The sequence below is a fragment of the Treponema sp. C6A8 genome, assembly GCF_000619925.1.
Classification (GTDB): Bacteria; Spirochaetota; Spirochaetia; order Treponematales; family Treponemataceae; genus Treponema_D.
On record NZ_JHVB01000002.1, the window covers coordinates 258,524 to 284,645 of the forward strand.

A 26,122-nucleotide genomic window follows, 5' to 3' on the forward strand; every position below is an offset into this window, starting at 1 on the left:
GTTTAGCGTTTAATTTTCTTTTTCAAAGCCTGTGCCATATCGTCCTTTGTGATTACCAAAAGCACAACTCCAATCAGACCAAAAATCACGGCAAGAAGGGCAATCGGAACTCCCTGCGAAATAAGGCGCGGATAGTTCTGGAATTTTTCCAGAAGAAGGGGGCGCAAAAATTTACACGGAGTTGCTGCAATAAGCGAAAAGGCTGTTATTCTAAAAATATAAATAATTGTGTCAAAAGTCACCTTTTTTATGTTTATTGACTGCATTTTTCCAAGGAAGATGAAAAGGAAAACTGTGTTAACAGCACTTGCAAGGCTGAGGGCAAGGGCAATTCCGTTTCCGCTCATCGGTGTTACAAGAACGATTGCAAAAATCATGTTACAGATCATGCTGATAATTCCGGCCAGGGTCGGAAGTTTTGTATTTCCCTGGGCGTAGAAGGCCGGCGAAATGATTCTGTTTACTGCGATAAAGAAAAGACCCGCAATGTGGTAGCGGAATTCGCCGGTTGTCAGCATTACAGAATGTTCGTCAAAGCGTTTGTTGCGGTAAAGCAGGGTGATAAGCTCGTTTCCGCAAATCAGCGAGTAAAAAGTCACTGGAATTGTAATCAGAGTGATGATTTTGATGGCCTGAACGAGCATTGAATTAAACTTTTCCCATTCTTTTTTGCTGGCAAGTCCCGAAAGGTCAGGAAGGATTACGGTTCCGATGCTTACTGCAAAAATTCCAAGGATAAGCTCCTGAAGGCGGAGAGAAAACTGAAGGCTTGAAACAACGCCAACTTCCGCACGGCTGGCAAGGGCTGTCGAAATCAAATCATTAATCTGGTAAGCGGCCATTCCTATGATAGTCGGACCAATCAAAGCGATTACGCGTTTTGTTCCCGGATTTGAAAAGGTATTTTTTAGGGAAGTTACTCCGACTTTCCAGCCTGTTTTAAGCACGAAAGGAAGCTGGAAAAGTGCCTGAATACAGCCGCCTGTAATAACACCAATCGACATGGCTCGGGCAGGATTTTCTGTGAATGGAGAAAGAATATAAGTTCCCAGAATTACGATTCCGTTGAAGAGAACCGGGGTAAATCCGCTTGGGGCAAAAATCTTACAGCCGTTTAGGATGCCCTGAAAAAAGGCTGCAATCGAAATTACCATAAGGTAAGGAAACATGATGCGGGTAAGAATCGTAATTTCCTCTTTTTTCATTTCCCAAAGAGAGAAATCCATAGAAGAGGCATCCACCGGCTTTTTACAGAATATCTGGGCAATAAAAGGCGTAACGACAATTCCCAAAACGACAACGCAGGCTGTCAAAAAGGAAATCAGGGTAAAGGTGGCCTTTAAAAACTCCTGAGTTTCGCGTCGGGCAGCAAGTTTTTCCTGGTCAGATTTATTTTCATCATTTGATTTTTCAAGATAGTCTTTAAAAGTTGGAATAAAAGCAACCGAAATGCTGTTTTCCGCAAAAAGGCGTCGTAAAAGGTTGGGAATCATAAAGGACGTGGTAAAAGCGTCCGAATACATGCTGGTTCCGAGGAAGCTTGCGCGGGTCATTTCACGCACCAGCCCCATTATACGAGAGGCCAGCGTCATTACAGAAAGCACCAGCCCTGATTTTAAAAGTGATTTAGAGTTTTCGTTTTTTGACATTATTCTGTAATTTTACAGCAAAGCCCTATAAGTTGGAAGTCAAAAGAAATATGCTCTGATCATGTAAAATTACGTTTACAATCATGTCATTATTACGTCTACAGTCATTTCATTATTACGCCTGCAATCCTGTCATTCTCGGGCTTGACCCGAGAATCTTTTTTGTGGAAAAAACTTGCCTTTTTTAAATAATAACAATATTTTTTTAATTAATGAACTTATATTATGTTTACATCCTTTCAAATTACTCTAATTCAACCTTGTACATTGGTGTTACAAATAATTTAAAACGAAGAATTTATGAACATAAAAACAAAGTGATAAAAGGATTTTCAGAAAAATATAATCTAAATAAACTTGTATATTATGAAGAGGTTTCAGACATCAAAGCGGCGATACAAAGAGAAAAGAATTTGAAAAGATGGAACAGACAATGGAAAAAAGAACTTATTGAGAAAATAAATCCTGAATATAAAGATTTATCTGTAAATTTTGGCATATAGATTCTCGGGTCAAGCCCGAGAATGACATACTTCAATAATCCAAGAATAAGATATTACAAAGTGTTTGACCGCCAGAGAATAACATAAAGAAAGTTTCTGTCGTTATAAACTTCCGGGTTACTTTTCAGAATTATTAAAATCTTTTATTAAGTCTATCATATAAGGCAAGTCATCTACATTAGTCGTTGAAAGTTTGCAGCATCTAGGCTCTGATTCAACAACTTTTACAAAACCTCGTGGGTCATATATAGAACTAAATGATAAAGGAAGTATTATTTCGACTGAATTATTGTTTATAGACAGTTTTCCAACTTCAGATGTGCCAGTTATAAAATATCTATTTTTTGAGAAGAATTTCAATTGTAATTCTGGCTCTAATAAAGTTTTTATAATAGGGATATATTCTTCCCCTTCTTTTGAAACAATTTCATTAACTATCTTTTTAGAAATTGAATTACTTATATCAGTTAAACTATCTCCTTCTGAATTTACTGTTGCTCGAAGGATAATCTGTTCATCATTCAAATCAATTAATTGAACATCAAAACTTGAAAGCACAGCCGTAGCTGGAATTAAAACTCCATAAGATGCTATATAACCAGTTTCTTTTTCTGCATTCATTTGAGAAACTGATAAAATTGCATCATAATTATTTTGTTTACAGATTTTGTAAATCTCTGTGACAGAATACTCTTTTAGAGGAGGAAGTAAAATTATACTTTCAACAGCATTTTTACCATACTTTAAGAATTTTTCTTTTATTTCATTTTCAAGGTTCTTTCTGAAAGAAATATCTGCTGTATTTGAAAAAACAACAATCCTTTTATAATCAAGAATTCTTTTTCCTTCATTCTTCACTGCGGATATATTTGATGAAGCACAAGATACCATGAAGAAAACACTAAAAAGACTAAAAATCCAAAATAAATTCTTTTTCATTTTCCACCCCTTTCTAGAATATCTGTGACTTCTGGTTAATCATTTCGATTTTTTCGAGGGCGCCGTCGGCACAGGCACGGAGGGCGGCGGAGAGACCGAAGTCGTCCAGGCTTTCGGAAAGGTCCTTCATGTAGACGAGGACGCGGCGGAGCATTTCATTGTTCAGTTCCTCTTCACATTCGGAAATAAGCTGGACACGATATTCATTACCGAGGATGCCGGATTTTAGCAGGGATTTTGTTGTAAGCAGAAGTCCCGGCTTTCCTGACATTTTGGCAAGAAGGTAGTCTATGAGCATGCGGATACGGCCTGATGCAAAGGAGATTTTTTCATCATCAGGGAGATATTCGCAGAGAACTTTCAGGCGTTTGAGCATACTGATTTCGCTGCTGTATTTAAGGGCAAGTGCATCATCACTCAGGATAGCTTCGATTTTTTTCAGCATTTCTGCAACTTCGGCAAGCTGAGCTGAATTCTCGTTACCGGTAGCAGGACTTTCAGCAGGAGGATTAAAATCTTCTTCCTCTTCGCCCTTATCCTGACTTTCAGAAACGATAACTTCGCCGCTGGCAATCTGCTCTTCAAGGTCGGTCAGCTGCTCGGCAGCATCTGTATCATCAAGGTCACCGTAAGTTGCAAGCAATTCAGCATACAATTCTATAACATTGGTGAATGGCGTTGTATCAAGATTTTCATTGAGTTCGGCATCAAAATCACCGTCAAAATTTGAATCATCAGTAGGGGCAAGGGCAAACTCCGAATCGTCAGCTTCCTCTACCATATCTTCAGCGGGTTCGTCCATTTCGCCACTTATAAGCTCATCTGCGCTTTCTTCAATAATTTCATCTTCTGCAGGTTCAGCGAAATCTTCTTCAGAAGCCTCTTCTTCAATTTCTGCTTCATCTTCGGCAAGTTCTGGCTCTTCCTGGGCAAGTTGGGTTTCTTCTTCCGCAGCCCGAGTTTCTTCTTCAGCCAAGTCCGGCTCTTCAAAAGGCATATCTTCTTCGGCAGCAGGTTCCTCTTCAACGACAGGTTCTTCCACTGCTTCAGCTTCCGGCTCCACTTCCTCAGCGGCAGGAACTTCAACAGCCTCGTCTTCTGCTTCCAGTTTTTCTTCCATTTCCTTTACGCGGTTTTCAGCATCCATGGCAAACTGCAGAGCATCCTGAGCGGTTTTAGTTGCCCGGGCAAGGGCGTCAAGCTGAGCCTGCATTGCAGCGGACATATCCGGCATGGCAGACATAGCAGGAGCCGGCTGAGCAGCAGGAGCTGGTGCTGGCTCTGGTTCAGTCTGAGGCTGGGCAGGAGGCATTTCTGCCGGGAAGGCATCGCCTTCGTCTTCAAGGGGCACTTCTTCTGCCACGGGAACAGAGTCGAGCGCAAAATCTTCCTGGCCCTCGTCCTGGGCTGACTCGATAATACCCGAGAAATCATCATTTCCTTCCGGCTTAAGGGTATTTTCCGGTTCCTGACTGTCCGCATTTCCAATTGCATCCATCAATTCATCAGTTGCAAGAGGCTCCAGATCAGCTTCTTCCCTGTCCATATCATCAAAAATATCAAAGTCTTCGTCTTTCAGCTGGTCAGCGATTGAAGCCATTTCATCAAGAGGCTCATCTATGCCGACATCATCACCAAAGGAAGTTACATCAAAATCTTCATCAAGAATTTCGTCAGCCTTAAGTTCAGTCTGAGCGTCCTCAGGGGAAAGTTCCTGTTTTTCTTCCTTCACTTCAGAAAGTCCTTCAAGAGGAATAGACTGCAGGCGCTTTACGTTTTCAATTCCCTTTACGGCATATACGTTCGGAGTATTTACGGCAACGCCCTGCTCGTAAGCAGCCTGAGCCTCAGCATACCTTCCGCCCATGGTGTAAATTTTACCCAGCATATTGTAGCCTTCAGCACGGGTTCCGCGGCTTTTTACATAGTCCTTTGCAAAACGTTCAGCGTTATCATATTTTTCAAGTTGGGCATAGCGTTTTGAAGCGCCCAGCATGTAGTCTTTATAATGATGGTCAGTTTTCTTGATTTTATCAAAATATTCTTCGGCCTTGTCGTCCTGTCCCTGAGTGATGTAATACTGACCGTACAAGTCCATAACTTTTACGTCCTTGCCGTCAGAATCACCGTTCATTGACTCAATTGTTTCAAAGGCAGAATTATAGTCGTTTACAGAAAGCAGGGTATCAACATACTGAAGGCGGACATCGTTGTTGAGAGGCTCAAGGTCGATGGCATTCAGGATTGTACTGAGCGCCTTGTCTGATTCATCAGCTTTTTCGTAGGCAGAAGCAAGGGCTGTAAGGATTTTTACATCGTTTGATTTAACGGCATTTGCCTGCTTGAAGGTCTTTTTTGCGTTATCGTAGTCAAACTGATTGAGATAAACCTGTCCCAAACTATACAAAAGTTCCGGGTCATTAGGATGAATTTTAATTGACTGCTTAACGATTCTTGCAGCCTCAACAGACTTCTGACATTTGATAAGAAGATTGCTGAAATGACGGATTGCTTCCGGCCAGTTTGGACGGGTTTTAAGCGCCGCCTCATAACCACGGATTGCATCCGGATAATTTTTCAGCTTTGTATAAGTTCGCGCAAGATTGTAGTGCAAGATAGGATGATTAGGGTCAATCTGAAGACCGCGTTTATAGGCATTTACAGCCTTATCAAGTTCGCCGGTTTCATAATAAATTGAACCAAGATGATTGTGGGCAAGAACATCACGGGGATTTACGGAAATTACATTTTCAAAGGCGTCAATTGCATCCTCGTAATTTTTCATCTCCTTGAAGGTAAAGCCCAGATTGTAGAAAACATCCTGCTGCTTTTCGCCGGTTTCCAGCGCCTTCATCAAAATTGCAGTGGAATCTTCATAGCGGCCAAGACGTCGGTAAATAGCGCCAAGGGCATCCATTGCATCGACATCTTTTGGATGATAAGTATGAATCTGTTCAAAATAAGGAATGGCTTTTTTATCTTCGCCGGCAGTGACAAAAATACGGCCAAGTGCAGAAAGATATTTTACGTTAGTGCTGTCCTGCTGTAAAAGCTGTTTGTAAAGACGTGCAGCAGTATCAAAATCGTGCGACATTTCAGCGCTTTTTGCACGTTCAATAATCATTTCGTTAGCCATATTTTTTCCTTATTTTTAATTATACACTGTTTTCCGATTAAATGCTCGCCCAAAAAGCCCAATTCCCTTTATTTCAAGCTTTTTATTTTAAGCGGGCCAGAGGACGGGCAAAAACTTCCCTTGAAAGCTTGCCGACCACGCGGTCATCGTAGGCAGACCAGGCAGCAATCGCAAAATAGTAAATGCGGCCGTTTTCCAGCCCCGTAAGAGTGAAGGAAGTTGTATTTCCTACATTTATAGGAGAATCCCCTTCCACAGCCATGCGGCCGAGATATTCACCAGGACGGGTTCCGTAATAAACGTAGTAGCCGCCTGCAGTATCATCAACAGAATAATTCCAGCTGACAGTTACAGTTCCGTTTCCGGCCACGGCATTTACGACGAAAGGAGGCACAGGCTCAGGCAGCTCGTAATAGTCCAGGGTAATCTGAGTGATGGAAGGAGAGTTTTCTCCGCTTCCGTCAGGGTACAATTCAGCGCAAACCTGGAAGTAAAGCCCCGTAACTCCCTGAATGTCTTTTCCGCTTTCAACAGGCTTCCACTCCGGGTAAGTGTCTGTCCAGTTGTAATAATTTTCGCCCGAGCGTACGTAGAATAAGACCGCAGTCTGAGGCGGCGCGTACATTTCTGCTGTAAGCGAGTTTAATTTGGAGCCGGTTGAAACCATAATAGGTTTTGAAATGAAGCTGCCGCCCTGAGGCACGTAAAGAGTGTGACCAACTTTGCCGGCATTTTCAGCAGACTGAAAGCCCTGAACCTTGTAAGGACGCTTTTCAATTCTGATATCATCGATTTTTCCTGTATATTCCGGGCAGAAATGAACTTCCGACGGAGTTCCAAGCTGAATAAGGCTGACCTCGCCGCCTTCCTGCCCCGTTGAAGTATGATATAACAAATCCTCTGTTACGCCGTTTACAATATATTCAAGACAGCCGTTTTCTGAATTGTAAGTCAGCGCGTGAAGGCTCCAGCTGTCCGGCACCAGAGTTGTACGCCCCTTCAAAATAATATCGTGGGAAGTAAAAGGATTTATGTCGTCATCAAAAAGATTGGAAATGCTCCACTCAAGATGCCCTTTATTAAAGCTTGCATTCAAAAGCTGATAAATCAGCTGATTGCTGACAGTCTTGGAAGATTCCCATTTGAAAACAATTTCGCCGTTTTCTGCAACAGAAGGACAGAGCCAGAATTCAAGGGTAAAGCTGCCAGTAAGACCTTCAGAACCGAAGAAGGTACCAGGACGACCGCTAACACTCAAACCGCCGTTACCACGGGCAAGACCTGCAAATTTTTCAAGCTTAGTCTGATCAGAGCGCTTGAGAAGGTTTTTATTAATATGGTAATTTCCGTTGGAAATAGGATTCACCGCGTTTTCAAAATCGATTAAAAGGTCAGTGTCTTCGTCGGCTTCAAAGGCATTTGGCGCAAGCTCAACTGCAGGATAACCGAAACGACCAGTTCCAGTCGTAACGTTCTTAGACGAAGCGAATTCTTCCCAACCGTCTTTTCCGCCAAGCACCACTTCTTTTGCAGAAAGCTGGGCAAGATGGGTACGTGGGCCCTTGCCTAATCCCCCGGCGCGAAGCGTTCCCAAAATCATCACTGTAAAAATCGCAATTTTTCTGATATTATTCATACCATGACAGACAAAACCGTCTCAACGAGAGAAATCCTCCATCAGACAGCCCTGAAAGCTCCTTTATCCAGCGGCGTTTACCTCTGGCGCAATGCCGAAAACACCGTAATTTATGTGGGAAAGGCAAAAAATCTTAAGAACCGTCTGTCTTCATATTTTTCCGGTCAGAAAAACATCAAAACCCGGCTTTTAGTTTCCCACGCCACTTCTATAGAATATATCACAACAGCCAACGAGTACGAAGCTCTGCTGCTGGAAAACAACCTGATTAAAAAATACAATCCGCGCTACAACATAGACCTTAAGGACGGAAAATCATATCCCTCACTCAAAATCACCCGCGAGGACTTCCCCCGCATTTTCAAGACGCGGCACATCGTTCAGGACGGAGCCCGATACTTCGGCCCCTACCCCGACGTTTATGCACTGGATACCTTCATTGAAACCATTTTCAAGCTGTATCCAGTGCGCCATTGCAAGACCTTGCGGAATCGTGACGCACCATGTCTTTACTATCACATGAAACAGTGTAAAGCCCCATGCTGCAAAAAAATCGACAAGGAATCCTACAATGAATACATCGGTGAAATTGCCAGCCTACTTGAGGGAAAAGGCGACGAAACGATTACAAAACTCAACGCCCAGATGAAGGCAGCCGCCGCCGAACTCAATTTTGAAAAGGCAGCCCGACTGCGCGACGGAATCAAGGCCCTGATGATTATGCAGAACCAGAACGTCGTTGAAACTTTCGATTCTGACGACCGCGACTACATTGCCTACTGGTCAGAGGGCGAGCTTGTAAGCTTTACAGTCCTCAAAATCCGAAGCGGAAAGCTCCTTGCCCGCGAAAATTACCGCGCCGAATCGCTCAATGACGACGACGACCTTATCGGCGAGTTCATGGCGGTTTACTATGACAACGAAAACATCCCGCCAGCGGTTTACGTGGCTCCTACCGCCCAGTATGAGATTATAGATAAGTGGCTAAATGAGTCCTTTGCACAGGCACGGACAAAGCTGCACCTGGTAGCGACAGAACACACTGCCCGAGAACTAAGGGAAGCCTGTGCAAAGGCAGGCCAGTTCAGGGAGCCGGACAGCGGCAAGGAAGCCACCAGTGGGGAAATGCCACTTACGGCTGGCAGGGCGCCGGAAGACGGCCTTACAAAGACCAATATCTCCTCCGCCCCCCGCGACATCGCGGCGATACAGATGGCCAGACAAAACGCCCACGAAGATATTATACGCCGCCTCAGAGAACGCGGAGACACTCCAGCGATGGAAGAACTCAAAAACCTGCTGGGCCTTCCTAACCTGCCAGTCCGCATCGAAGGTTTTGATATTGCCCATATCGGCGGAAAATTCCCGGTTGCCTCCCTCATCAGCTTTTACAACGGCAACCCCGACAAAAAAAATTACCGCTATTTCCGCCTGAAAACTACAGACGGCCTTATAGACGACTTCCAGTCCATGCGGGAAGCCGTTAGCCGCCGCTATTCCCGCCTGCTCAACGAAGGTCAGGAACTACCTGATTTACTTTTAATAGATGGTGGTATCGGTCAGGTAAACGCCGTAGACGGAATTTTGAAGGCCCTGGGAGTCGAAATCCCGATTGCGGGCCTAGCCAAGCGCGATGAAGAAATCTGGCGCCCTTATGCCAGCGAGCCGATAAAACTCCCCCGCCGCAGCGATGGATTACGACTTTTGCAGCGAGTCCGCGATGAAACCCACCGCTTAGCCACCAGCCGCAACCAGACTCTGCGCACAAAAGAAAACACCGACAGCATATTCCTGCAGCTCCCAGGCGTTGGCGAAAAACGCGCCGTCCAGCTGCAAAAAGCTTTCACTACACTGGAAAACCTTGCCGCTGCCGAAGAAAGCGCCATTGCTCAGGCCATCCACGTCCGCGCCCAGGACGCCGCAGAAATTCTCCTTGCCTCAAAAAATCTTCTGGAAGGACGAAAGGAAAAGCAGGCATTACAGCGACTTTCCCTGGGCCAGTCCGGCACCACAAAGGAAAAGTCCGCCCAATCACAGTATCTTTCTGACCTGGCTGCACAGGCATTGCAGGTGGCAGAAGACAAACCGGAATACAGCGCAGATAAAAAAGAATCCCGCGAAGAAAAGTAATTTTCGTGCTATAATTTCTCTATGGCACAAAAGTTTTTTCTTTCCCCAAATGAATTGAGTTCTTTCTTCAAAAAGGAACTCGCAAACCCAAACAGCGTTTTTGTTTTTTCCACCGATGTTGTAATGAACTCCTGGATAGACTGGTGTATCACCCACCCGGAAGAAAGCGGCACCGACGCAGTACCACTTGAACGCTTTATGGCATGGGATAAATTCAAAGGCGAAGCAGTACGCGCTAAGGAAGAAGGAAAACAGACAGTTCCTTCTATACTAAGGAAGTTCTTTGTAAGCTCACTGATTCGCGAAAATGCAGCGGCAGCTGATGGTGAAGAGATTTTCAAGAAGATTATAAACCCTCAATTCAAAAAGGAAGCAGATTCCTTTGCAGACTGGATTACACATATAATTTCATCATTAAAACTCTGGCAGAAAACCCTGGCTGAAAATCCTGATTATAAAATGGATGACGAGGACAAGGACTACCTTACAATTTTCAACCGCTATTCCGCTTTTCTTGAAGAAAACAATCTTTATGAACCAAGCTGGATTGACCCGGATTTTACTTCCGGAGGCAAAAATTACGTCATCTTCTATCCTGAACTTCTCGAAGATTTTTCTGATTACAAACTAATTTTTGAAAAATGTCCCGAAATCACGCTCATCAACCTGCCTGAAATCCAGGATTCACAGGAAACAATTCTCTGCACAAAATACCCGGATTCACGCAAGGAACTTCGCCGTACAATTCTCAGAATAAGAGAACTGTGCGCTGGTGACGGAAATAAGGCTTCTCAGAAAAAGCTGATTCCATGGAATGAAGTCACTCTCAACGTTCCTGACCTTCAGACCTATCGCCCATATCTGGAACGGGAACTTACAAAATATTGCGTACCTTTTGTAATCCGTGCCGGCTATCCGCTTATTCAGAACACAGCCGGTCAGATTTTTGCTGAAATACAGGACTGCTATAATTCGGATTTTTCATATGATTCGGTACGCTCCCTGATTCTTGATGAATATATTCCATGGAAAGAAGATCTGAAAATCCACCGTCAGAATTTAATTCAGGAAGGAAATAACATGCGCTGTATCTGCGGTTATGATGAAAAATCAGCCGATGGCAGCGTAAACCATATCGACATTTGGGAAGAGGCACTTTCTGCAACCCGTAACCGTAACGAACTTGAATATAAGTTTTATAACGACCTGAAAAAAGATATTTCAGCAATCTGCAATTCAAATTCCTTTGAGGCTATTTCTCAGGCCTGGAACATATTCAAGAAAACCTATCTTTCAGAAAAGGGATTTTTAGAACTGGCAGATGCAATAATTGGCCGATGCATTACCGAGCTTAACAACCTGATTGAAATTGAAAACAACTGGTGTCACGGCAAAAACTCAGTGCTTGCAGTTTCAAATCACTATGATTTTTTTGTTTCGGAGCTTTCCAAAAAAACATATACTCCGCAGTCAAAGCAAACAGGAATTTCAATCTATCCTTACAAAACTTCGGCAGGGGGATTTTTCAAATATCAGTTTGTGATTGACGCTAGCCAGAAAAATCTTGAAATCCAGTATAAAAAACTGAACTTTTTAAATGATGAAAAACGACGGGAACTCAAAATTGAACAGCAGGACAAGGATCTGAACCTTTCAAAAGCTTACGCAAGACTTTATACAACCGATTTTAGCGGAGAAAAACTTGTTCACTTCAGCTATGCAGAAAACTCTTTTGCGGGTTTTGCAATTGCTCACAGCAGTCTGACAGAAGATGAAAATAAGTTTGAAGAGCTTGATGAAGAAGATTTTATCCTCAACGAGAAAAAATACATGCTTGGAAAAACTGATGCAAAACTTCCTCTCAAACTTTCTGCTGCCCAGAAAAATCAGATTCAAAATTTTCAGATTCACAACAGTAAATTTGATTACGAAAAACAAACCAACAACGGAAATCAAACTTCATCTTCTTCTGTAAAAGAAGAAGTGAAATTTACACTTATTGAAAACCGTTCCAAAAAACTTGATGACACTCAGAAGGACGGAAAAATCATAATTACCCAGTCAGATATGAAAGATTTCTTTCCATGCCCACGCAGATGGATTTTTTCAAAAGTACTGAAGTTGGATGAAGAATCTCTCGATACAGATTTGATGCAGCCTTTTGATATGGGAAACATCAATCACAAAACTCTTGAGCTTTTTATGAAGGATTATATCGGCAAAAAACTCCCGGTTTGTAGAGATGGAAAAAGCTTTGACAACGAAGATGAAATCCTGAATGCGATAAAAACTCATGCAAAAACCGCAATTAAGGATCCCGAAAAAGAATTTTCCAGAAGTCCACTTACACAGAAAATGCTTGAAAATCAGATTGATTTAATTTCTGAAAAGATTATAGACTTTCTGCATAGCTTTTTGCAGGAAAACATACGGTCTGCAGCAAACATAAGCACAAAGTCAAAAACTCTAGGATATGGCGGTTGTACAGTAAAAGGCGTTGAAAAATCATATTTTGTACAGAACAACGGGAAAAACTACAACTTCTACGGCAAAATAGACCTTCTGCTTTGTAAAACAGTGCATAATCCCGATAACACAGGAACAGATAAAACAGACTGGTCTATCATCGATTACAAAAACAGCGAGAATTCAATTCCAGCTGCCTCAGAAATCAGCCTGACAAACGACGTTTTGGGTGACTTCCAGATGCCAATGTACATTACTCTTTTACAAAAAAGCATAATGGAACAACCGGAAAATCGAAATAAAAATCCTGATGATGTTTTAAATACAAATACTGTTGTTGTAGCGCGCTTTTATGCCATCAAAAATTCAACAACAAGAGCGGCAATCGACATAAATACAAAAGAGAAAGCCTCGGATGCTTATAAACCGACTATGGATGCCTTTTATAACTATGCAGATGAATTTGAAAAAATCACATCTTCTTATGATTTTAATCCAGATTCAACAAGAGTGGATACTTACAAAGACTGCATAAAATGTAATTTTAAGGCAATTTGCCGCCGCCATTATGAAATAGGTAAAAAAGGACGCTAAAATGAAAAAAGAATACGAATATCTTAATCTTCTTGAACGTAAACTTGATCCCCGTCAGTCGGACGTTTGCTGCCGAACAGACAACACAATCGTAGCAGCCGGAGCTGGTTCTGGAAAAACACAGGTTCTTGCAACCCGCTTTGCATGGCTGGTCATGAGCATGGGTATTCCAGCTTCAAAAATTCTAACCTTAACCTTTACCAAAAAAGCTACCGGCGAAATGTATGAACGAATTTATAAAACTCTTTCATTTTTCGCAAATCAACCGGAAACTCCAGAAACAGAGAAAGACCGGGCACGCAGAGCTCTGGAAGATTTTTCTAATGTCCATATTCAGACTCTGGATTCTTACTGTAAGGGAATTGTAAGTCAGGCTGCAACTCATTATGGAATTCGTCCTGATTTTTCGGTAGGTTCTTCAGATTCAGAAACAGACATAAAAACTCAGGCGCTTCCATTTGTTTTTGCAAACAGCAGCACACCCGCAGTCAAAGCTTTTGCATCAGTAGGAAACTATCAGAAATTTGCAGATGATATTATCGCAAAAACGATAATCAATTACACTTCAATAATTACGCCATCAGATTTTTTCACAAGCAGACTTAAACTCCAGAAAGAACAGGTCCTCAAAGCCTGGAATTTTCTTCTTATGGGAATTGCAGCAGAACCAGAATGTCCTTCTTCCTTAAAAGATGCTTATGACGAATATCTGTCTAATGATAAAGAAGGACTTCACAGGGCAGCTCCTAATTTTAAGGATGGCATTGATAATTTTTTAGGAGAGTATTCTGCAACTAATTATCATGGAAAAATGTATGAGAGAGCAGGTAACGCTGCAGCTGCATTCAACCAGATATCAATAGAAGATTATCTTCTTCCATCAAATTTCGATTTTGAAAATCCTGCAGAAGATGTTATTTCAAAAATCACAAGCCTTATTTCTTCTTTTGATTTGCTGAATGTTAATATTCAGGGACTTGCAAACAATGATCAATCTTTAGCTGCAACAATAAAACCTCTCAGAAGTGTTGAATTTTTACAGACCTATCTTAAATCACTTGCCTCATACATCACAAATTACGAAGCAATCAAATCCATGTGTGAACTTCTTGATAAATTCACTCAGCAAATCAACCGGCAGAAGCGTCTTTCCGGAAACCTGACGTTCAAAGATGTTTCAGAGCTTTCGCTGGAAATCCTTTTGAAGCACAAAGACATCCGCCAGCATGAAAAAAATGCCTTTGACAAAATCATGATTGACGAATTCCAGGATAATAATGGAAAAAACCGAGACCTTCTTTTCCTTATTTCTGAAAAGGATTTTTCTGCTGAAGGTGAAGAAAACGGCTGTAAGGACGGAATTCCTTCTGTGGAAAACATCCGTTCCGACAAGCTTTTCTTTGTAGGTGATGAAAAACAGTCTATTTACAAATTCCGAGGTGCAGAAGTTTCTGTCTTCAACAAGCTGAAAAACGATCTGGGACAAAATAACTTTTTGCAAATGGAGTTTAACTACCGTTCTGACAATGAACTGATTACTGGATTTAACCGCATTTTTGGAAACGGCAGTAAGATTTTTGCTTCAAATAATGACAAGGATTATGAAGCTTCATATAGCATAGATGCAAAAAAATATAATCCTAAAGAAAATAAAGTCGTAGAAGCTGCTATTTTGAACAAAGATAATACAAGAATTCACATGGCAGCACTGAATACAGAGCTTATTAAAGATGATGAAGAAGAAAAATATCTGGATAATAAAAACCAGCAGGCTTACTACATTGCTACAAAAATCAAAAAAATGATGCAGGAACTGAAAGAGAAAAATATTCCTGTAAATTATTCAGACTTTGCAATCCTCGAAAGAAGCCGCCAGCGAAAGGAACTGTTAGTATGGCTCAATTATTTTGGGATTCCTTATCAGCTTGACCAGAACACAAATATTTTTACTGATGGCCCAGTAAACGACATTTACAACTTTCTGCGCCTCTGCGTTTACCCTGCCGATAAAAATGCCTTTGCAGTTTTCCTTTCATCACCCTTCTGTAATCTAGATCAGAAAACGATTGAGACAGTTTTGCTGGAAAGCTCTGCAGGCGAGCTGCCGCAGACAGAAAATGAATTGAACGAATGGGCAGAAAAAAATCTTAGCGAATCTTCACAAGTCCAGAAAGAGCGCTTTGTTAAGGGGCTTTTCTACCTCAAGCAGAAAACAAGTCAGGTTTTAAGCCAGAAAATATCTAAAACCATAAGTGATTTGTGGTTCGAAACAGGCTACCAGTACATCACAATGCAGAACACAAAAACTGATTTATATTCTGAGCTCTTTGATTTCCTTTTTGAACTCGCACGTGAATGTGATGAAAATAAAAATAATATTTCCTGGTTCGTAGACCAGCTTGCGGTTGTAAAGAGTAAGGAAAAAAATACTCAGGAAGATGAAGAAATCGATGTTGCCGAAGTTTCATATCCTGTTGAAACCCAGAATGCTGTTCAAATCATGACAATCCATAAAAGTAAGGGATTGCAGTTTAAATACGTTTTTGTAAAAGGATGTATTGATGCACGTTTTTCTTCCGATAAGATGCGCATATTCTTTGACGAACAGTTTGGAGCAAGCATCAAACCAGAGGATGGCGCAACAAATTATTTTGCAATAACCCAGAAAAATCTTTCTGATAAAAAGGAACTTGCAGAATTCCGCCGCCTGATTTACGTTGCAATTACCCGCGCAATTTCTGAAGTTTACATTGTGGGTGCATGGAATCCAAATTCAAAAACCGTAAGAGAGCCTAAAGATGATGAAGGCATTCTTAAACTGATTGAAAACACAGCCATTGATTTCTATGGTGATGAACTGGAAGACAAAGACTTTGCATTGAACAGCATAGAATTTAAAGAAAACGCGCCTTTTACTTATGAAGGAATCAACCCTGTAACAAAAGCGGAAGCATATAGCAGTGCAGCTTCCGATGGCAATGCAGATTCCCCAGTCACAAAGATTTTCGACGAACTTCCTTCCGACGTAGAAGAGATTCCTTACGACGAACCTCTTTCAAACAGAAAGACGCCAAGTTCACTGGAGCCGGGACTCAGTACAGACATTTCACACGACCAGAAACACGACCGCTCGGACGATGCCCTCGACTCTGCCGCCTTCACCGCTGCCGACTTCGGTACTCTCGTTCACGACTACCTTCGCGCTCAGGCAGAAGGCATTGCCCCGGAAGAATATCAGCCGCCCGTAAAACTATTCAAACAGCTTACAGAAACAGAAATCGCCGCAAAAAAAGCCGAGTGTATTAAAATGTGTCATGATTTTGCTGCGCGTGAGTACGGCAAGGCGGCTTACGCCAGTGACACTTCCGCCCGTGCAGCCGGCCGCCTTCTGAAAGCCGAGTGGGCCTTCCGCATGTCCCACGAAGGTTCAATCTGGACAGGTTCAATCGACCTCATTTACCAGAATGCCGACGGTACTTACACCATCATCGATTACAAATCAGACGGTGAAATTGTCCCGGAACTATACACCGCCCAACAGAACTGCTACCGCATCGCCGCCAGCAAGCTTCTGCGAATCCCGGAAGACAAAATCATCTGCAAGCTCTGGTATTTAAGATATAACAAGGCAGTGGAAGTGTAATAAACTGATTTCAGGGGCATTTGGCTGCAAAGCGGTCGCGAATGCTCCTGAAAATGCGGCACGAACCTTTTTGGAAGAGGAGAATCGGAATACCCTTCACTAAATTTCTAAAGGATTTCTTCCCCAAACAACTCATTCATTTTCGCTTTTCTAAAAGCCAAAAAGTCATCAATAAATTCCAAGGTTCCGACAGGTTCTGCCCACTGAAAGTTCTTAAAATCCCATCTTTGAGAAACTGGAGCTTTTAACTTGAAATCAGCTGGCAAAACGTTACATACAGAGCCATATAAATCATACATCTTCTGAAAAAGCAGATTACGAAGATAACCATTGAAGTCTGTAGGTTTCATCAAGGCAGCAGGAACATAGGCTGAATTTGCAGCTGAGGAATAAAGACCAAACAAAGGTTTCTGATATTTCTCAATATCATAATCAAATTCATCGGTCATTCTGTTTCCATCAAACTTGTGATCAACAAGATGGGCAAGATTGTACTCTTTAGGACCGAAATTTCCGTATTTTTTTCCTCTAAAAATATACGACCATAACTGCTTTGGATATGCATTACTATCCAATTCTAAAGCATCCTCTATTTCCGTTTTTTGCATACGTTTACGATGCATGGCAATTTCACTACTACCTGCATGACGTCTTACCCCCGGAAAACAACATGGAGATTTTTCCCACAGATATAAAGAAGCATCAATATTTCTATTTTCCAATGCCTTAGAAAGCTTAACACGAACCTTTTCATTTTCCTCTGCAATCCGCGCAATAATTTCTGGATTCAAGAAACGCACGTATTTTGTAATAACCTGTGCAAGCTGATAGGATTCCTCTTCTAAAGGCTGTTCCCACTCAGGGAAGTTGTTGTTACCTTTTTTCCCGCTGTTTTTTGGTGAAACAACAGATTTACGAGAGGATCTTTTTGCCGACTCATCTCCTTCCAAAAAACTTATATACAGCTTAACTGCTGTTTTTAATGTTGCGGTACCATTATATATATCGCCGTTAATTGGAATCGAATGGCGGGCTGGAGCATGATTCTTAGCATCAGTTTTTGTATAATTAAGCCGATTCAAGAGTGCTATACACTGGTCATTATCATAAGCCACATCTAAATTTTCTTCGTATTCTTCAACTCTTTTACAGTTGGAAAATCTTGAATGCGCAACTTTTTCAGGATATGAACACACTAACCAATCAAAAAATTCTTCTTCTCTCATTTTTTTTATCTCCTTCTTATATTGTATCACAGGGTCTCAATTTTCATGCAGAAAATCCCTAATCCACAACCCAGCCGGTTTCAATCATGGCTTCAAGTTTGCTGAAGGTGGCGATGACTTCTTCTGTTGGAAGAGGCATAAAGCCGGAACCTTCAATTCCATGGATTTCTATGCTTCCATTTCCGGCAGAAACATAAATGCCGCTTCTCCCGTCTATACACTGAAGCATACAGCCAGTCCCTGCAATTTCGCGGGTTGTGTTTTTAAGTTCTTCACTCCAAGTTCTTTCCATTGCAAACTCCTTATTCTTTCTTTCATAATAATATAGACAACTTGGTCTCCACTTTGTGAAAATATTGTCCATTTTAACCAAATTTCGAAAGCAAATTGCCCTGATTTCCTTATAACTTGTATAGTTTTTTTTTATTAAAATCTGGATTTTACAACTGAAAGAATTGAATCAAGGATTTGTTTTGAAACCTTTTCATCAGCTTTAAGATCTTCAAACGCCTTGGTGTAATTTTTTTCAAAATCATCAAATATTTTTGAGAGGACGCTGTCTTTTATATCTAAGCTTTCAGCTAACAGAGAAAAATCTTCGTTGTTTACTTTTTGAATCTCATAGTGCTTTCCGATTTTCATTGAAAGTTTATCTGTAAGACCGGGATATAAAATAGTAGAAACTGCATCATACAAAGGCGCTAGTTCAACTCTTCTATTATTATAAAGCAGCGAATAATTCTTTCCGTGACTGTCGCAGTTTCCAATCAGATAATTAAAAATCACATAACGCAGGAATTTCTGAGTTTCAAGTGCCGGTACTGAACAGTTCTTTTTAATCGTATTAAAAATATCAGCAATTCCAGGACCGCCATCATTCTGATATTTTGAAGTACTCATAATACCAAGTGCCTGACAGAAATCTTCCTGATGAAGCCTCTGAATAAAGTCATTCTTTTTTATTCTGTCATATCGTTCAACAACAAACACATCCTTTCCTGCAATATTCAGTAAATCAACTTCTGGAACCGGCAAGCCAAAGTTTTTAGCAAGCTTCATGCAGATGTATTCATTTTGAGCAAGTGAATAAAGAGAGCCTGAACGGGTCGGTTTTAAAATATGAGTAGAAGGTGCTCCATTCAATGGCAGATACCATTTTCCATCCAGATTAGCAAGAGCAAGTTTTTCCTGTGCACCGGCAAGCGAAAGCCTGAGTTTTTCATCCGACTTCATAAGCGGGCGTGTATTCATTTTTTCAATGAAGTCGTTCAGACGGAAATCTTCAAGAGGTTCGTAATTTTCTGAATTGAAGCAATATGAAGTTTTTTGAGACGATTCCATTTCTTCCGGCAGAATAGAAATAAGACCTGCACATTCTCCACCGAGAGCTTCAAGAAGTTTTAGTGTACTGGTTTCAGAAACATGAAGATAATCAGCGATTTTTTTGCGGGAATCTTCTTCCGGTAAAAGACCAGAGAAAAATGGCATGCACTGCTTTTGCGAAAATTCTTCTGATTGCAGCGGAAGTGAAGCCGAAAGGGGAACTGCATTTTTGTTCTGCAAATAGCTTTCAGCATAAACAAAAATCACCCCACGATTATCTGTTGATTCAAGAGAGCCTGCTTTTTCATTTCCAAAATAAACGCTCAGTTTCATCTTACGCCAGCCTCACCTGAATCATCTTCCCGGTTTACGGCATAAAGATTGATTCCAAGCATTTCAAGACAATGCAGAACCTTATTCATTTGCAGAGTTTCTTTACCGTTTTCCAGTTCAGAGAAAAAACGAGCTCCTACATTGCACATTGCAGCCGTTTCTGACTGGGTAAGACCTAATTGTTTACGACGGCTTTTCACAACCTCTGATATTGCTTCAGCAGAATTAATTTTCATAATACAATTGTAACTTTCCCGAACGGGAAAATCAACAAAATAATGTCATATAAATACAATTATTTTCCCGAACGGGAAAGCGTTTAAGATTCGGAATAAGCCATATTAACCAATGAAAACTCGCAGTTCTTATATGTTTAATATATTTTTATGTAATAATTGATTATAAATTTCAATTTTTTCAGCCATAGTAACTTCGGAATTACCTGTTTTTAACAATTTTCGAAGGCAAAATGTCAAGTTAATCTTGTAGTGTGTATATGGAAAATTCGAAACTGAATATAAAGGATAATTCTATTTAAGCTTTTGATTAATAATTTCCCCATCACTACATTTTATTTTTGCGCTGCGCTTGTTCAGCCAATGAGAGTTCATATTATTGTTCCACTCTTCCATAGTACCTTCGTATTTTAGTTCATCTATGTAATAATCTTTTCTGGTAAAATCAACAGTGCAATCAGAACAATGAAGTCTTCCAATACTCAAGAATGCCCCGCTTGTATCTATTTTATCAAAGTCAAAAACAGTGCCGTCATAATAAATATCAGCTATTCCTGAACCGACAAAAGCCCAGGTTTGTATTTCTTTAAGTGATTTTGGCAAGGTTATAGATTTTAACACACTACCAGAAAAAGCGTGTAAACATATTTTTTTAAGATTTTTTGAAAAATTAACTGATTTTAATTTTGTACAGCATTGAAATGCTTTTGTTCCAATCAATTCTACAGAGTCCGGCATGTCTATTGTTTCAACATCCTTCAAATCTGTTGTTTTAAAACATATTGTCAGGTCTGGAGAAATTCCTTCTTTCAAGCCTTCATTATGAAAACCTTCTACTACTATAGCCCTTGTTCCCTCAGGAATGACAACGTTCTTTTTATCCCCTTCGTAATAATTCAAACCTTCCATTCACATCTCCTTGTATATACATGCTTATTATTTTATGCAGTCCCTACAGAGCTACCTCGCCGTCTGAACATTTCACAACCTTTGCGGGAACATCTTCGCGCCAAGTCTCGAATTTGAATCTTGGCATGGCTTTCCATTGCGCCATCGTGCCATAAAAATCAAGTTTCTCAAGAGCTTTGCAGCCCTTAAAGGCATCATAATCAATAAAATCCACACTCTCAGGTATTTCCATAGATTTAAGCAATGCGCAGTCCCTAAACGCTTCATAACCGATTGTTTTCACGCCCATAGGTATCTTCACTGATAAAAGAGATTTACAGCTATCGAACGCGCGCTTACCGATTACCGTCACACTTGGAGGGATTACCACTGCCTCAAGCGAGGCGCAATTACAGAACGCATCCTCGCCAATTTCCGTAACGCCCTCAGGAATTACAATGCTGGTAGCTTTTTTGTCGAGGCAAACCTCAAGAAAGCCGTCTTCCACTATGAGAACAGGCTTCTGCCATTCTCCGTCTGCACATTTCACAACCTTTGCTGGTATAAAGTAGAGCAAATCAGTTTTGCCCTCCACAGCTTCCCATTGTGTCTTCGTGCCACCGAACTCCACTGTTTCAATCGATGTACAATGTTTGAATGCCAAAAAACCGATTTTCTTTACGCTCTCGGGAATTACCACCGACTCCAGCGTTACGCAGTCATAGAACGCGCGCGAATGGATTTCCGTAACACCCGCAGGGATTACTACATTCACAACGTCCTTATTACAACTTGTTACAACACCATCTTTAATTGTTAAACTATTATTCTCGTTTGCCATTTATAAAATTCCTTATAATAAACTTATTTCCTGCTTATATTGTATCACAGATTTTCAGTTCTCATGCAGAAAATCTCTAATCCACAACCCAGCCGGCTTCAATCATTGCTTCAAGGTTGCTGAAGGTTGCAATAACTTCTTCTGTTGCTTTAATTACCTGTCTTTAAACCACTCTCCGTAAAGAGTGAGCCATTTGGGTTTTGGGTCATCGTCGTAATAGTAGTCTGGAAGCATCATTTCGTGTTTAAAGGCAATCTTTATGCCTTTTTTTAAGCGAAAGACCTTCCATGGGCTTTTCTCAAGGATCTTTTTTGCTTCTTTGAAAGACCCCCATGTCCACTCAGGATCTACATTAAATGATATAACAGAAAAAAGATCACATTCGTTTCCATACCCGTCTTTGTGAACCGGACCAATTACGATGCCATTGTAGTTTTTGACATACTCAAGCCCCAGGAAGAATCTTTTTTCATCTTCCGGGGTCACGGCAGCAAGTATTTCTTTTAAGCAGCGTTTTTTTGCATTAAGACAATTCATAAGCTATTCCTCCTTTTACAGATATTTAAGCACCCAAAAGCCAAGGGCCAAGCTTAGACAAGCCCCAGATAACTCCAGCGATAGCAAGAGGAATTGCAAAGTATTTGATTACTCCTAAAAGTGCAACAAAAAGCTCACCGAAGTTTACGATAAATGCACCAATAATTATTATAAGTACTGTTAATAAAAGAAATGATTCCATAAGACTCTCCTTTTACATATGTTCCCAAATTGTCCATACAATCCATACGATTCCAAGAATTACAAGAAGCTTAAAACCTACATAAGGAATAGAACCTGCTGTCTGCAGCCCCTGTCCGAGCCAATTCATAAAACCAGTCATAATGTGCCCCCTGTAATTTAGAACTTGAAACAGTCAAACAGATTGTTTGATTTTTTTGAGCCAGCCCTCTGCACAGAAGGCTGCTCAGCTGTTTTTTGAACAGGCTTGTCTGAAACATTGCCTGACCATTTTGAAGTCTGATGCCCGTCTAAAGCATCAGCAATTCTTTCCAGTGCACGAACCTTTCTGATTTCCAGTTCGTCCATATCGTACTGGGTGTAGTGATGCCCCGCACCCCAGTCCCTTGGTTCATTTACAATATTTGACATAAGTGCCGCCTCCTGATTTAGCTGTATATATAGTAGACAATTTGGTCCTATCTATGTGAAAGTCCTTGATTTTTATTTTTTGACAAGTTTGTAGTTTTTATAATTTTTTTTACATAAATCGATATCATTTTTTGTACCGGTTGAAATACCATCCCACAGGATAAGAACACAATTCGCAGCCGCAACCATATCGGCATTGCGCCTATGACCAGCCCCACGGCCATAGCGTGCCCAGTCTGCCTTATGAGTTTCAACAGGCACACCATTAGCAATAGCCCAGGCTTTACCCATAGCATCCACGCCTTTTGCACCACCTTCGATTAAAGTGAGGTCTGAAAGCGGAAACCCCTTTTCAGCAATAAGGGCTGAAATTTGTTCTGAAACCCATGCTGCATCTGTAATTGAACGGCTACCACAAACTAAAAGTTTTGTCATAAAAAAAATCTCCTTATAACATATAGTATAGTAAGGTATCATTCCCAGATTTAGGGAATGGCATATTCTTTGCCCTAAAGAGCAACCTCTCCGTCAGAACATTTCACAACCTTTGCAGGAACAACTCCGATCCAATAACTGTCCTTTTGCACAGCTTCCCATTGAGCCATTGTGCCGCCGAACTCAACTTTTTCAAGCGAGTCGCACCAATCGAACGCCTCCCCACTGATTGCCTTAATGCTCGCTGGAAGTACAAGTGTTGAAAGTGATTCGCAGTGTTGAAATGCCCATAAACCGATATACACAACGCCTTCTGGAATTACCACCGACGAAAGCGATTCGCAGCCAGAGAATGCCCCAGCGCTGATTTCAATAACCCCCTTTGGAATTTCTACTGTTGAAAGGCATTCACAGCAAGTGAAAGAATAGAAGCCGATTTCTGTAACGCCATCGGGTATTACAACGTTCCTTGCATAACTGTCGATGCACTTTACAATTACACCATCTTCTATTAATAAAGTTTCATTTTCGTTTGTCATTTAAAACCTCCTGACTTGTTATTTTTTATAATCATAACCTTCCATCGATATTTACGCCGCTCCAAAACCAATTCTTCTGCCAGCGCCCTCGTTCTGCTTTTCTTCCTGGATTTTACAGAGCTCATTGATGATGTAGTCCGGCGTGCGTTCATCTGAATCCATAAAACGAACCCGGCTGGCAAGTACTCCGAAGTCTCCAGGTGTCACCGAGTTCATAGCGATAAGGCGGCGAATCTGTGAATCTTCAAAGGTCATTCCGCTAAAATAACGGTCAAGCAGAGTTCTGATACCATCCTCAACAAGCGGTTTGAATTCTGTAATGATATGGAAGCGGCGGTTCATAGCAGAATCCATTATCTGCTTAAGGTTTGTGGTACAAATTAAAATGCCAGGAAACTCTTCCATTTGAGTAAGGAACTCGTTTACCTGAGTACGCTCCCAGTTGTATTGAGCATTTTCGCGGCTCGCAAAAAAACTGTCGGCTTCATCAAACAAAAGAATACTGTCTGTTCTGGCCGCCTCATCAAAAGCATCGCGGATATTCTGCTCGCTTTCGCCAACATATTTACTCAAAATATCGCTGGCACGTTTTAAGAGAATCGGCTTTCCAAGCGACTGCGCAATGTAGCGTGCAAACTCTGTTTTACCTGTTCCACTTACTCCGTAAAACAGCATGCGGATTCCGTTCTTCGCATCGCCAGCTCCACCAGACTTTTCTGCAAAATCAGTTGCATTCTGAATCATACGAACAATTTGCCCCGGATCCATAGAAACATTCAGAACACTTAAATCATAATTACCCGAAACAGTTTCGCGCATACGTGACTTGCCGTTAATTAAAAGTGCATTTTCCTTGAGCACAGATTTTACGTCCTGCACAAGAGAAGCTGCGGCCAGAGCACTTCCGTCACTTAAGCCGTCGCGGTTACAGTTCTCTTCACCAAGACTTTTAATTGTCTTGATTACATTATCAACAGAAGCACCTGTAACCTTATACTGCTCCATCAAATCAAGAATCTGATTATTAAGCCCGCAAGGCAAAGCAAGTGGCTTAAGCTTAGTTTCTGTAATGCTTCTAAGCTGGCTTCTTGGCATTGAATCAAACTTATATGAATAGGTAAAACGGCGAAGAGTGCTTTCATCAATCTGAGAAGTAAAATTTACAATCCAGATGATTTTGTTACGGCTCTGCTCAAGCATGGAATTTATGGTGCCTTTTATTTTTGAAGGCTGTCTCATTCCAAAAAAGGTTGAATCGCAGGTGTTTAAAATAGTATCTGCCTCATCAATAATATAAATAGAGTCGCTGGAGCTCATAGAAAGGAGACAATTAAGACGCGAGTAAATATTTGATGTAAACTCACGCTCTCTGGAAACCTCACGGATATTCTTAAAAATATAAGTTTTAAGGCCGCTCTGCTTTGCCAGTGCTTTTGCAAACTCAGTTTTTCCGCTGCCTGGTTTTCCGTACAAAAGGAATGATACACTTTCCTTACTTTTAAGCATGCGGCTCATCAGATTCTTTGTATTGTCAGGCACATTAAAGCTTTCAAGATTGTAGCACGATTTGCAGTCTACCTTTTTAAGAAGATCGAAAAAGAAAGGCTGCATTGAACCGGCTTCTACACAATCAAAAAAATCATCTTCTATTTTGCCATCCTCAGCAATAAAACCGTAAAGACGAAGCTTTGAGTCCTGACGTATAAGTGCCGAAATCTGTCTTTCAGAAAAACCGAGGATTCTTGCCTTTATTTCCTGCTGACAGGATTCTGGAAATGTTTCCATTAAATTACTAAGTCTTTTGTTTGTAGAGCATATGTAGCAGCACTGAAGAAAGCTGATTTCTTCGTCTGTAAGTCCAACTGCTTTTTTCACGAACTCGAATTTTCCAGTTGAATTAAGACTTCTTTTGAGATGCAAAGGAATTTTTTCAAGCAGACAAGCTTCCTGGGAAGGAGTTTTATTTATGAGAAAATTTGCAATAAGGCTCAGCAGAAATTCGGTAGAATCAGAAACATAATGAATTCGTCGTAAATTGATTTCTATAAAAGTCAGTCTGTCACCAGTGCATGTACGCATACGGTCAATCTTTTTATCTTCCTCATAAGAATACGGAATATCGGTATTATCAAAAAAGAGCAAATCGCTATTTGTAGCGGTATTCTCAGGCAGTTCTGTAAGTACCTTGTTATTTCGATACTGGAGAATTATTTTTGAAAGATAATTTAATACGACTTTTTCCTTACCCATTTTTCTGGCAAGCGCTTCAAAGAAACTGAACAGTGAATAAATGAAACAATCATCATCTTCTGCATCCGGATAATTATCCAGCCTGTAACTGCAGAGTTCATAAAGATAATAAGCAAAAACTCTGCAGTCCTCTATGGATGCATCCTTTAAGTTTTTTGTTTTCTGTTGATTTCTAATTGATCTCAATCCACTTCTTCTCATACAAT

21 protein-coding genes are annotated in these 26,122 nt (G+C 41.0%); 4 read left to right on the forward strand and 17 right to left on the reverse strand.

Going from position 1 to position 26,122, the window contains the following annotated elements:
• Positions 1-2 precede the first annotated feature (2 nt).
• Positions 3-1,649, reverse strand: coding sequence for a murein biosynthesis integral membrane protein MurJ (murJ, locus tag T530_RS0104785; protein ID WP_027728050.1), 1,647 nt, complete (start codon positions 1,647-1,649; stop codon positions 3-5).
• A gap of 212 nt (positions 1,650-1,861) precedes the next feature.
• Here murJ and T530_RS0104790 point away from each other — a divergent pair, with 212 nt between their 5' ends.
• Positions 1,862-2,152, forward strand: a complete 291-nt coding sequence (locus T530_RS0104790; protein ID WP_027728051.1) for a GIY-YIG nuclease family protein — start codon at positions 1,862-1,864, stop codon at positions 2,150-2,152.
• A gap of 117 nt (positions 2,153-2,269) precedes the next feature.
• Here T530_RS0104790 and T530_RS0104795 read toward each other — a convergent pair whose 3' ends face one another.
• From T530_RS0104795 to T530_RS13540, 3 genes are all read right to left on the reverse strand, one after another.
• A complete protein-coding gene (locus T530_RS0104795; protein WP_027728052.1) occupies positions 2,270-3,091 on the reverse strand; it encodes a hypothetical protein in 822 nt (273 codons plus the stop codon).
• Between the two features lie 13 nt (positions 3,092-3,104).
• On the reverse strand, positions 3,105-6,227 hold the full coding sequence (locus T530_RS0104800; RefSeq protein WP_027728053.1) for a lipopolysaccharide assembly protein LapB: 3,123 nt from the start codon (positions 6,225-6,227) through the stop codon (positions 3,105-3,107).
• An 82-nt stretch (positions 6,228-6,309) separates the two neighbouring features.
• Complete coding sequence (locus T530_RS13540) at positions 6,310-7,863, reverse strand: fibronectin type III domain-containing protein (protein WP_252507351.1); 1,554 nt, start codon at positions 7,861-7,863, stop codon at positions 6,310-6,312.
• 3 nt (positions 7,864-7,866) lie between these two features.
• Here T530_RS13540 and uvrC point away from each other — a divergent pair, with 3 nt between their 5' ends.
• From uvrC to T530_RS0104820, 3 genes are read left to right on the forward strand one after another with little or no spacing between them, the layout of a single operon-like run.
• Complete coding sequence (gene uvrC / locus T530_RS13545) at positions 7,867-9,993, forward strand: excinuclease ABC subunit UvrC (protein WP_038073673.1); 2,127 nt, start codon at positions 7,867-7,869, stop codon at positions 9,991-9,993.
• 21 nt (positions 9,994-10,014) lie between these two features.
• A complete protein-coding gene (locus T530_RS0104815; RefSeq protein WP_027728054.1) occupies positions 10,015-13,053 on the forward strand; it encodes a PD-(D/E)XK nuclease family protein in 3,039 nt (1,012 codons plus the stop codon).
• Between the two features lies 1 nt (position 13,054).
• The gene (locus T530_RS0104820) at positions 13,055-16,696 is read left to right on the forward strand and encodes an exodeoxyribonuclease V subunit beta (protein WP_027728055.1); all 3,642 of its coding nucleotides are present in this window, start codon (positions 13,055-13,057) and stop codon (positions 16,694-16,696) included.
• A 107-nt stretch (positions 16,697-16,803) separates the two neighbouring features.
• Here the strand turns inward: T530_RS0104820 and T530_RS0104825 are convergent, their stop codons facing one another.
• From T530_RS0104825 to T530_RS13565, 13 genes are all read right to left on the reverse strand, one after another.
• Positions 16,804-17,922 (reverse strand): hypothetical protein, encoded by a 1,119-nt coding sequence (locus T530_RS0104825; protein WP_027728056.1) that lies wholly within the window; start codon positions 17,920-17,922, stop codon positions 16,804-16,806.
• Between the two features lie 58 nt (positions 17,923-17,980).
• Positions 17,981-18,214 carry a hypothetical protein gene (locus tag T530_RS0104830; RefSeq protein ID WP_027728057.1) on the reverse strand — a complete coding sequence of 78 codons (234 nt, stop codon included), beginning with the start codon at positions 18,212-18,214 and terminating at the stop codon, positions 17,981-17,983.
• Positions 18,215-18,348: 134 nt separating this feature from the next.
• Positions 18,349-19,578 (reverse strand): type II toxin-antitoxin system HipA family toxin, encoded by a 1,230-nt coding sequence (locus T530_RS13550; RefSeq protein WP_051537828.1) that lies wholly within the window; start codon positions 19,576-19,578, stop codon positions 18,349-18,351.
• Positions 19,575-19,814, reverse strand: coding sequence for a helix-turn-helix domain-containing protein (locus T530_RS0104840; RefSeq protein WP_027728058.1), 240 nt, complete (start codon positions 19,812-19,814; stop codon positions 19,575-19,577). The genes T530_RS13550 and T530_RS0104840 overlap by 4 nt, the downstream gene beginning before the upstream one ends.
• Before the next feature lie 294 nt (positions 19,815-20,108).
• Positions 20,109-20,723 (reverse strand): leucine-rich repeat domain-containing protein, encoded by a 615-nt coding sequence (locus tag T530_RS0104845; RefSeq protein WP_027728059.1) that lies wholly within the window; start codon positions 20,721-20,723, stop codon positions 20,109-20,111.
• A 43-nt stretch (positions 20,724-20,766) separates the two neighbouring features.
• The gene (locus T530_RS0104850) at positions 20,767-21,543 is read right to left on the reverse strand and encodes a leucine-rich repeat domain-containing protein (RefSeq protein WP_027728060.1); all 777 of its coding nucleotides are present in this window, start codon (positions 21,541-21,543) and stop codon (positions 20,767-20,769) included.
• Between the two features lie 153 nt (positions 21,544-21,696).
• Positions 21,697-22,080, reverse strand: a complete 384-nt coding sequence (locus tag T530_RS0104855; protein WP_027728061.1) for a hypothetical protein — start codon at positions 22,078-22,080, stop codon at positions 21,697-21,699.
• 25 nt (positions 22,081-22,105) lie between these two features.
• On the reverse strand, positions 22,106-22,282 hold the full coding sequence (locus tag T530_RS15095) for a hypothetical protein (protein WP_156011541.1): 177 nt from the start codon (positions 22,280-22,282) through the stop codon (positions 22,106-22,108).
• A 12-nt stretch (positions 22,283-22,294) separates the two neighbouring features.
• On the reverse strand, positions 22,295-22,423 hold the full coding sequence (locus tag T530_RS15295) for a hypothetical protein (RefSeq protein WP_256380934.1): 129 nt from the start codon (positions 22,421-22,423) through the stop codon (positions 22,295-22,297).
• A gap of 17 nt (positions 22,424-22,440) precedes the next feature.
• Positions 22,441-22,692 carry a hypothetical protein gene (locus T530_RS0104870; protein ID WP_027728062.1) on the reverse strand — a complete coding sequence of 84 codons (252 nt, stop codon included), beginning with the start codon at positions 22,690-22,692 and terminating at the stop codon, positions 22,441-22,443.
• Between the two features lie 72 nt (positions 22,693-22,764).
• Positions 22,765-23,127 (reverse strand): DUF2493 domain-containing protein, encoded by a 363-nt coding sequence (locus T530_RS14650; RefSeq protein ID WP_051537829.1) that lies wholly within the window; start codon positions 23,125-23,127, stop codon positions 22,765-22,767.
• Positions 23,128-23,201: 74 nt separating this feature from the next.
• Complete coding sequence (locus T530_RS14655; RefSeq protein WP_027728063.1) at positions 23,202-23,666, reverse strand: leucine-rich repeat domain-containing protein; 465 nt, start codon at positions 23,664-23,666, stop codon at positions 23,202-23,204.
• Between the two features lie 51 nt (positions 23,667-23,717).
• Positions 23,718-26,117, reverse strand: a complete 2,400-nt coding sequence (locus tag T530_RS13565; RefSeq protein WP_051537830.1) for an AAA family ATPase — start codon at positions 26,115-26,117, stop codon at positions 23,718-23,720.
• Positions 26,118-26,122 lie beyond the last annotated feature (5 nt).

Bases quoted from the DNA above. Each gene is read 5' to 3' on its own strand.
- uvrC (WP_038073673.1), top strand. From the start codon at position 7,867: ATGACAGACAAAACCGTCTCAACGAGAGAAATCCTCCATCAGACAGCC.
- T530_RS14655 (WP_027728063.1), bottom strand. From the start codon at position 23,666: ATGACAAACGAAAATGAAACTTTATTAATAGAAGATGGTGTAATTGTA.
- T530_RS0104800 (WP_027728053.1), bottom strand. From the start codon at position 6,227: ATGGCTAACGAAATGATTATTGAACGTGCAAAAAGCGCTGAAATGTCG.
- T530_RS13550 (WP_051537828.1), bottom strand. From the start codon at position 19,578: ATGAAACTGAGCGTTTATTTTGGAAATGAAAAAGCAGGCTCTCTTGAA.
- T530_RS0104840 (WP_027728058.1), bottom strand. From the start codon at position 19,814: ATGAAAATTAATTCTGCTGAAGCAATATCAGAGGTTGTGAAAAGCCGT.
- T530_RS0104850 (WP_027728060.1), bottom strand. From the start codon at position 21,543: ATGGCAAACGAGAATAATAGTTTAACAATTAAAGATGGTGTTGTAACA.
- T530_RS15095 (WP_156011541.1), bottom strand. From the start codon at position 22,282: ATGGAATCATTTCTTTTATTAACAGTACTTATAATAATTATTGGTGCA.
- T530_RS13565 (WP_051537830.1), bottom strand. From the start codon at position 26,117: ATGAGAAGAAGTGGATTGAGATCAATTAGAAATCAACAGAAAACAAAA.
- T530_RS0104795 (WP_027728052.1), bottom strand. From the start codon at position 3,091: ATGAAAAAGAATTTATTTTGGATTTTTAGTCTTTTTAGTGTTTTCTTC.
- murJ (WP_027728050.1), bottom strand. From the start codon at position 1,649: ATGTCAAAAAACGAAAACTCTAAATCACTTTTAAAATCAGGGCTGGTG.
- T530_RS0104830 (WP_027728057.1), bottom strand. From the start codon at position 18,214: ATGGAAAGAACTTGGAGTGAAGAACTTAAAAACACAACCCGCGAAATT.
- T530_RS0104855 (WP_027728061.1), bottom strand. From the start codon at position 22,080: ATGAATTGTCTTAATGCAAAAAAACGCTGCTTAAAAGAAATACTTGCT.
- T530_RS0104845 (WP_027728059.1), bottom strand. From the start codon at position 20,723: ATGGAAGGTTTGAATTATTACGAAGGGGATAAAAAGAACGTTGTCATT.
- T530_RS0104815 (WP_027728054.1), top strand. From the start codon at position 10,015: ATGGCACAAAAGTTTTTTCTTTCCCCAAATGAATTGAGTTCTTTCTTC.
- T530_RS13540 (WP_252507351.1), bottom strand. From the start codon at position 7,863: ATGAATAATATCAGAAAAATTGCGATTTTTACAGTGATGATTTTGGGA.
- T530_RS0104825 (WP_027728056.1), bottom strand. From the start codon at position 17,922: ATGAGAGAAGAAGAATTTTTTGATTGGTTAGTGTGTTCATATCCTGAA.
- T530_RS15295 (WP_256380934.1), bottom strand. From the start codon at position 22,423: ATGACTGGTTTTATGAATTGGCTCGGACAGGGGCTGCAGACAGCAGGT.
- T530_RS0104790 (WP_027728051.1), top strand. From the start codon at position 1,862: ATGAACTTATATTATGTTTACATCCTTTCAAATTACTCTAATTCAACC.
- T530_RS0104870 (WP_027728062.1), bottom strand. From the start codon at position 22,692: ATGTCAAATATTGTAAATGAACCAAGGGACTGGGGTGCGGGGCATCAC.
- T530_RS14650 (WP_051537829.1), bottom strand. From the start codon at position 23,127: ATGACAAAACTTTTAGTTTGTGGTAGCCGTTCAATTACAGATGCAGCA.
- T530_RS0104820 (WP_027728055.1), top strand. From the start codon at position 13,055: ATGAAAAAAGAATACGAATATCTTAATCTTCTTGAACGTAAACTTGAT.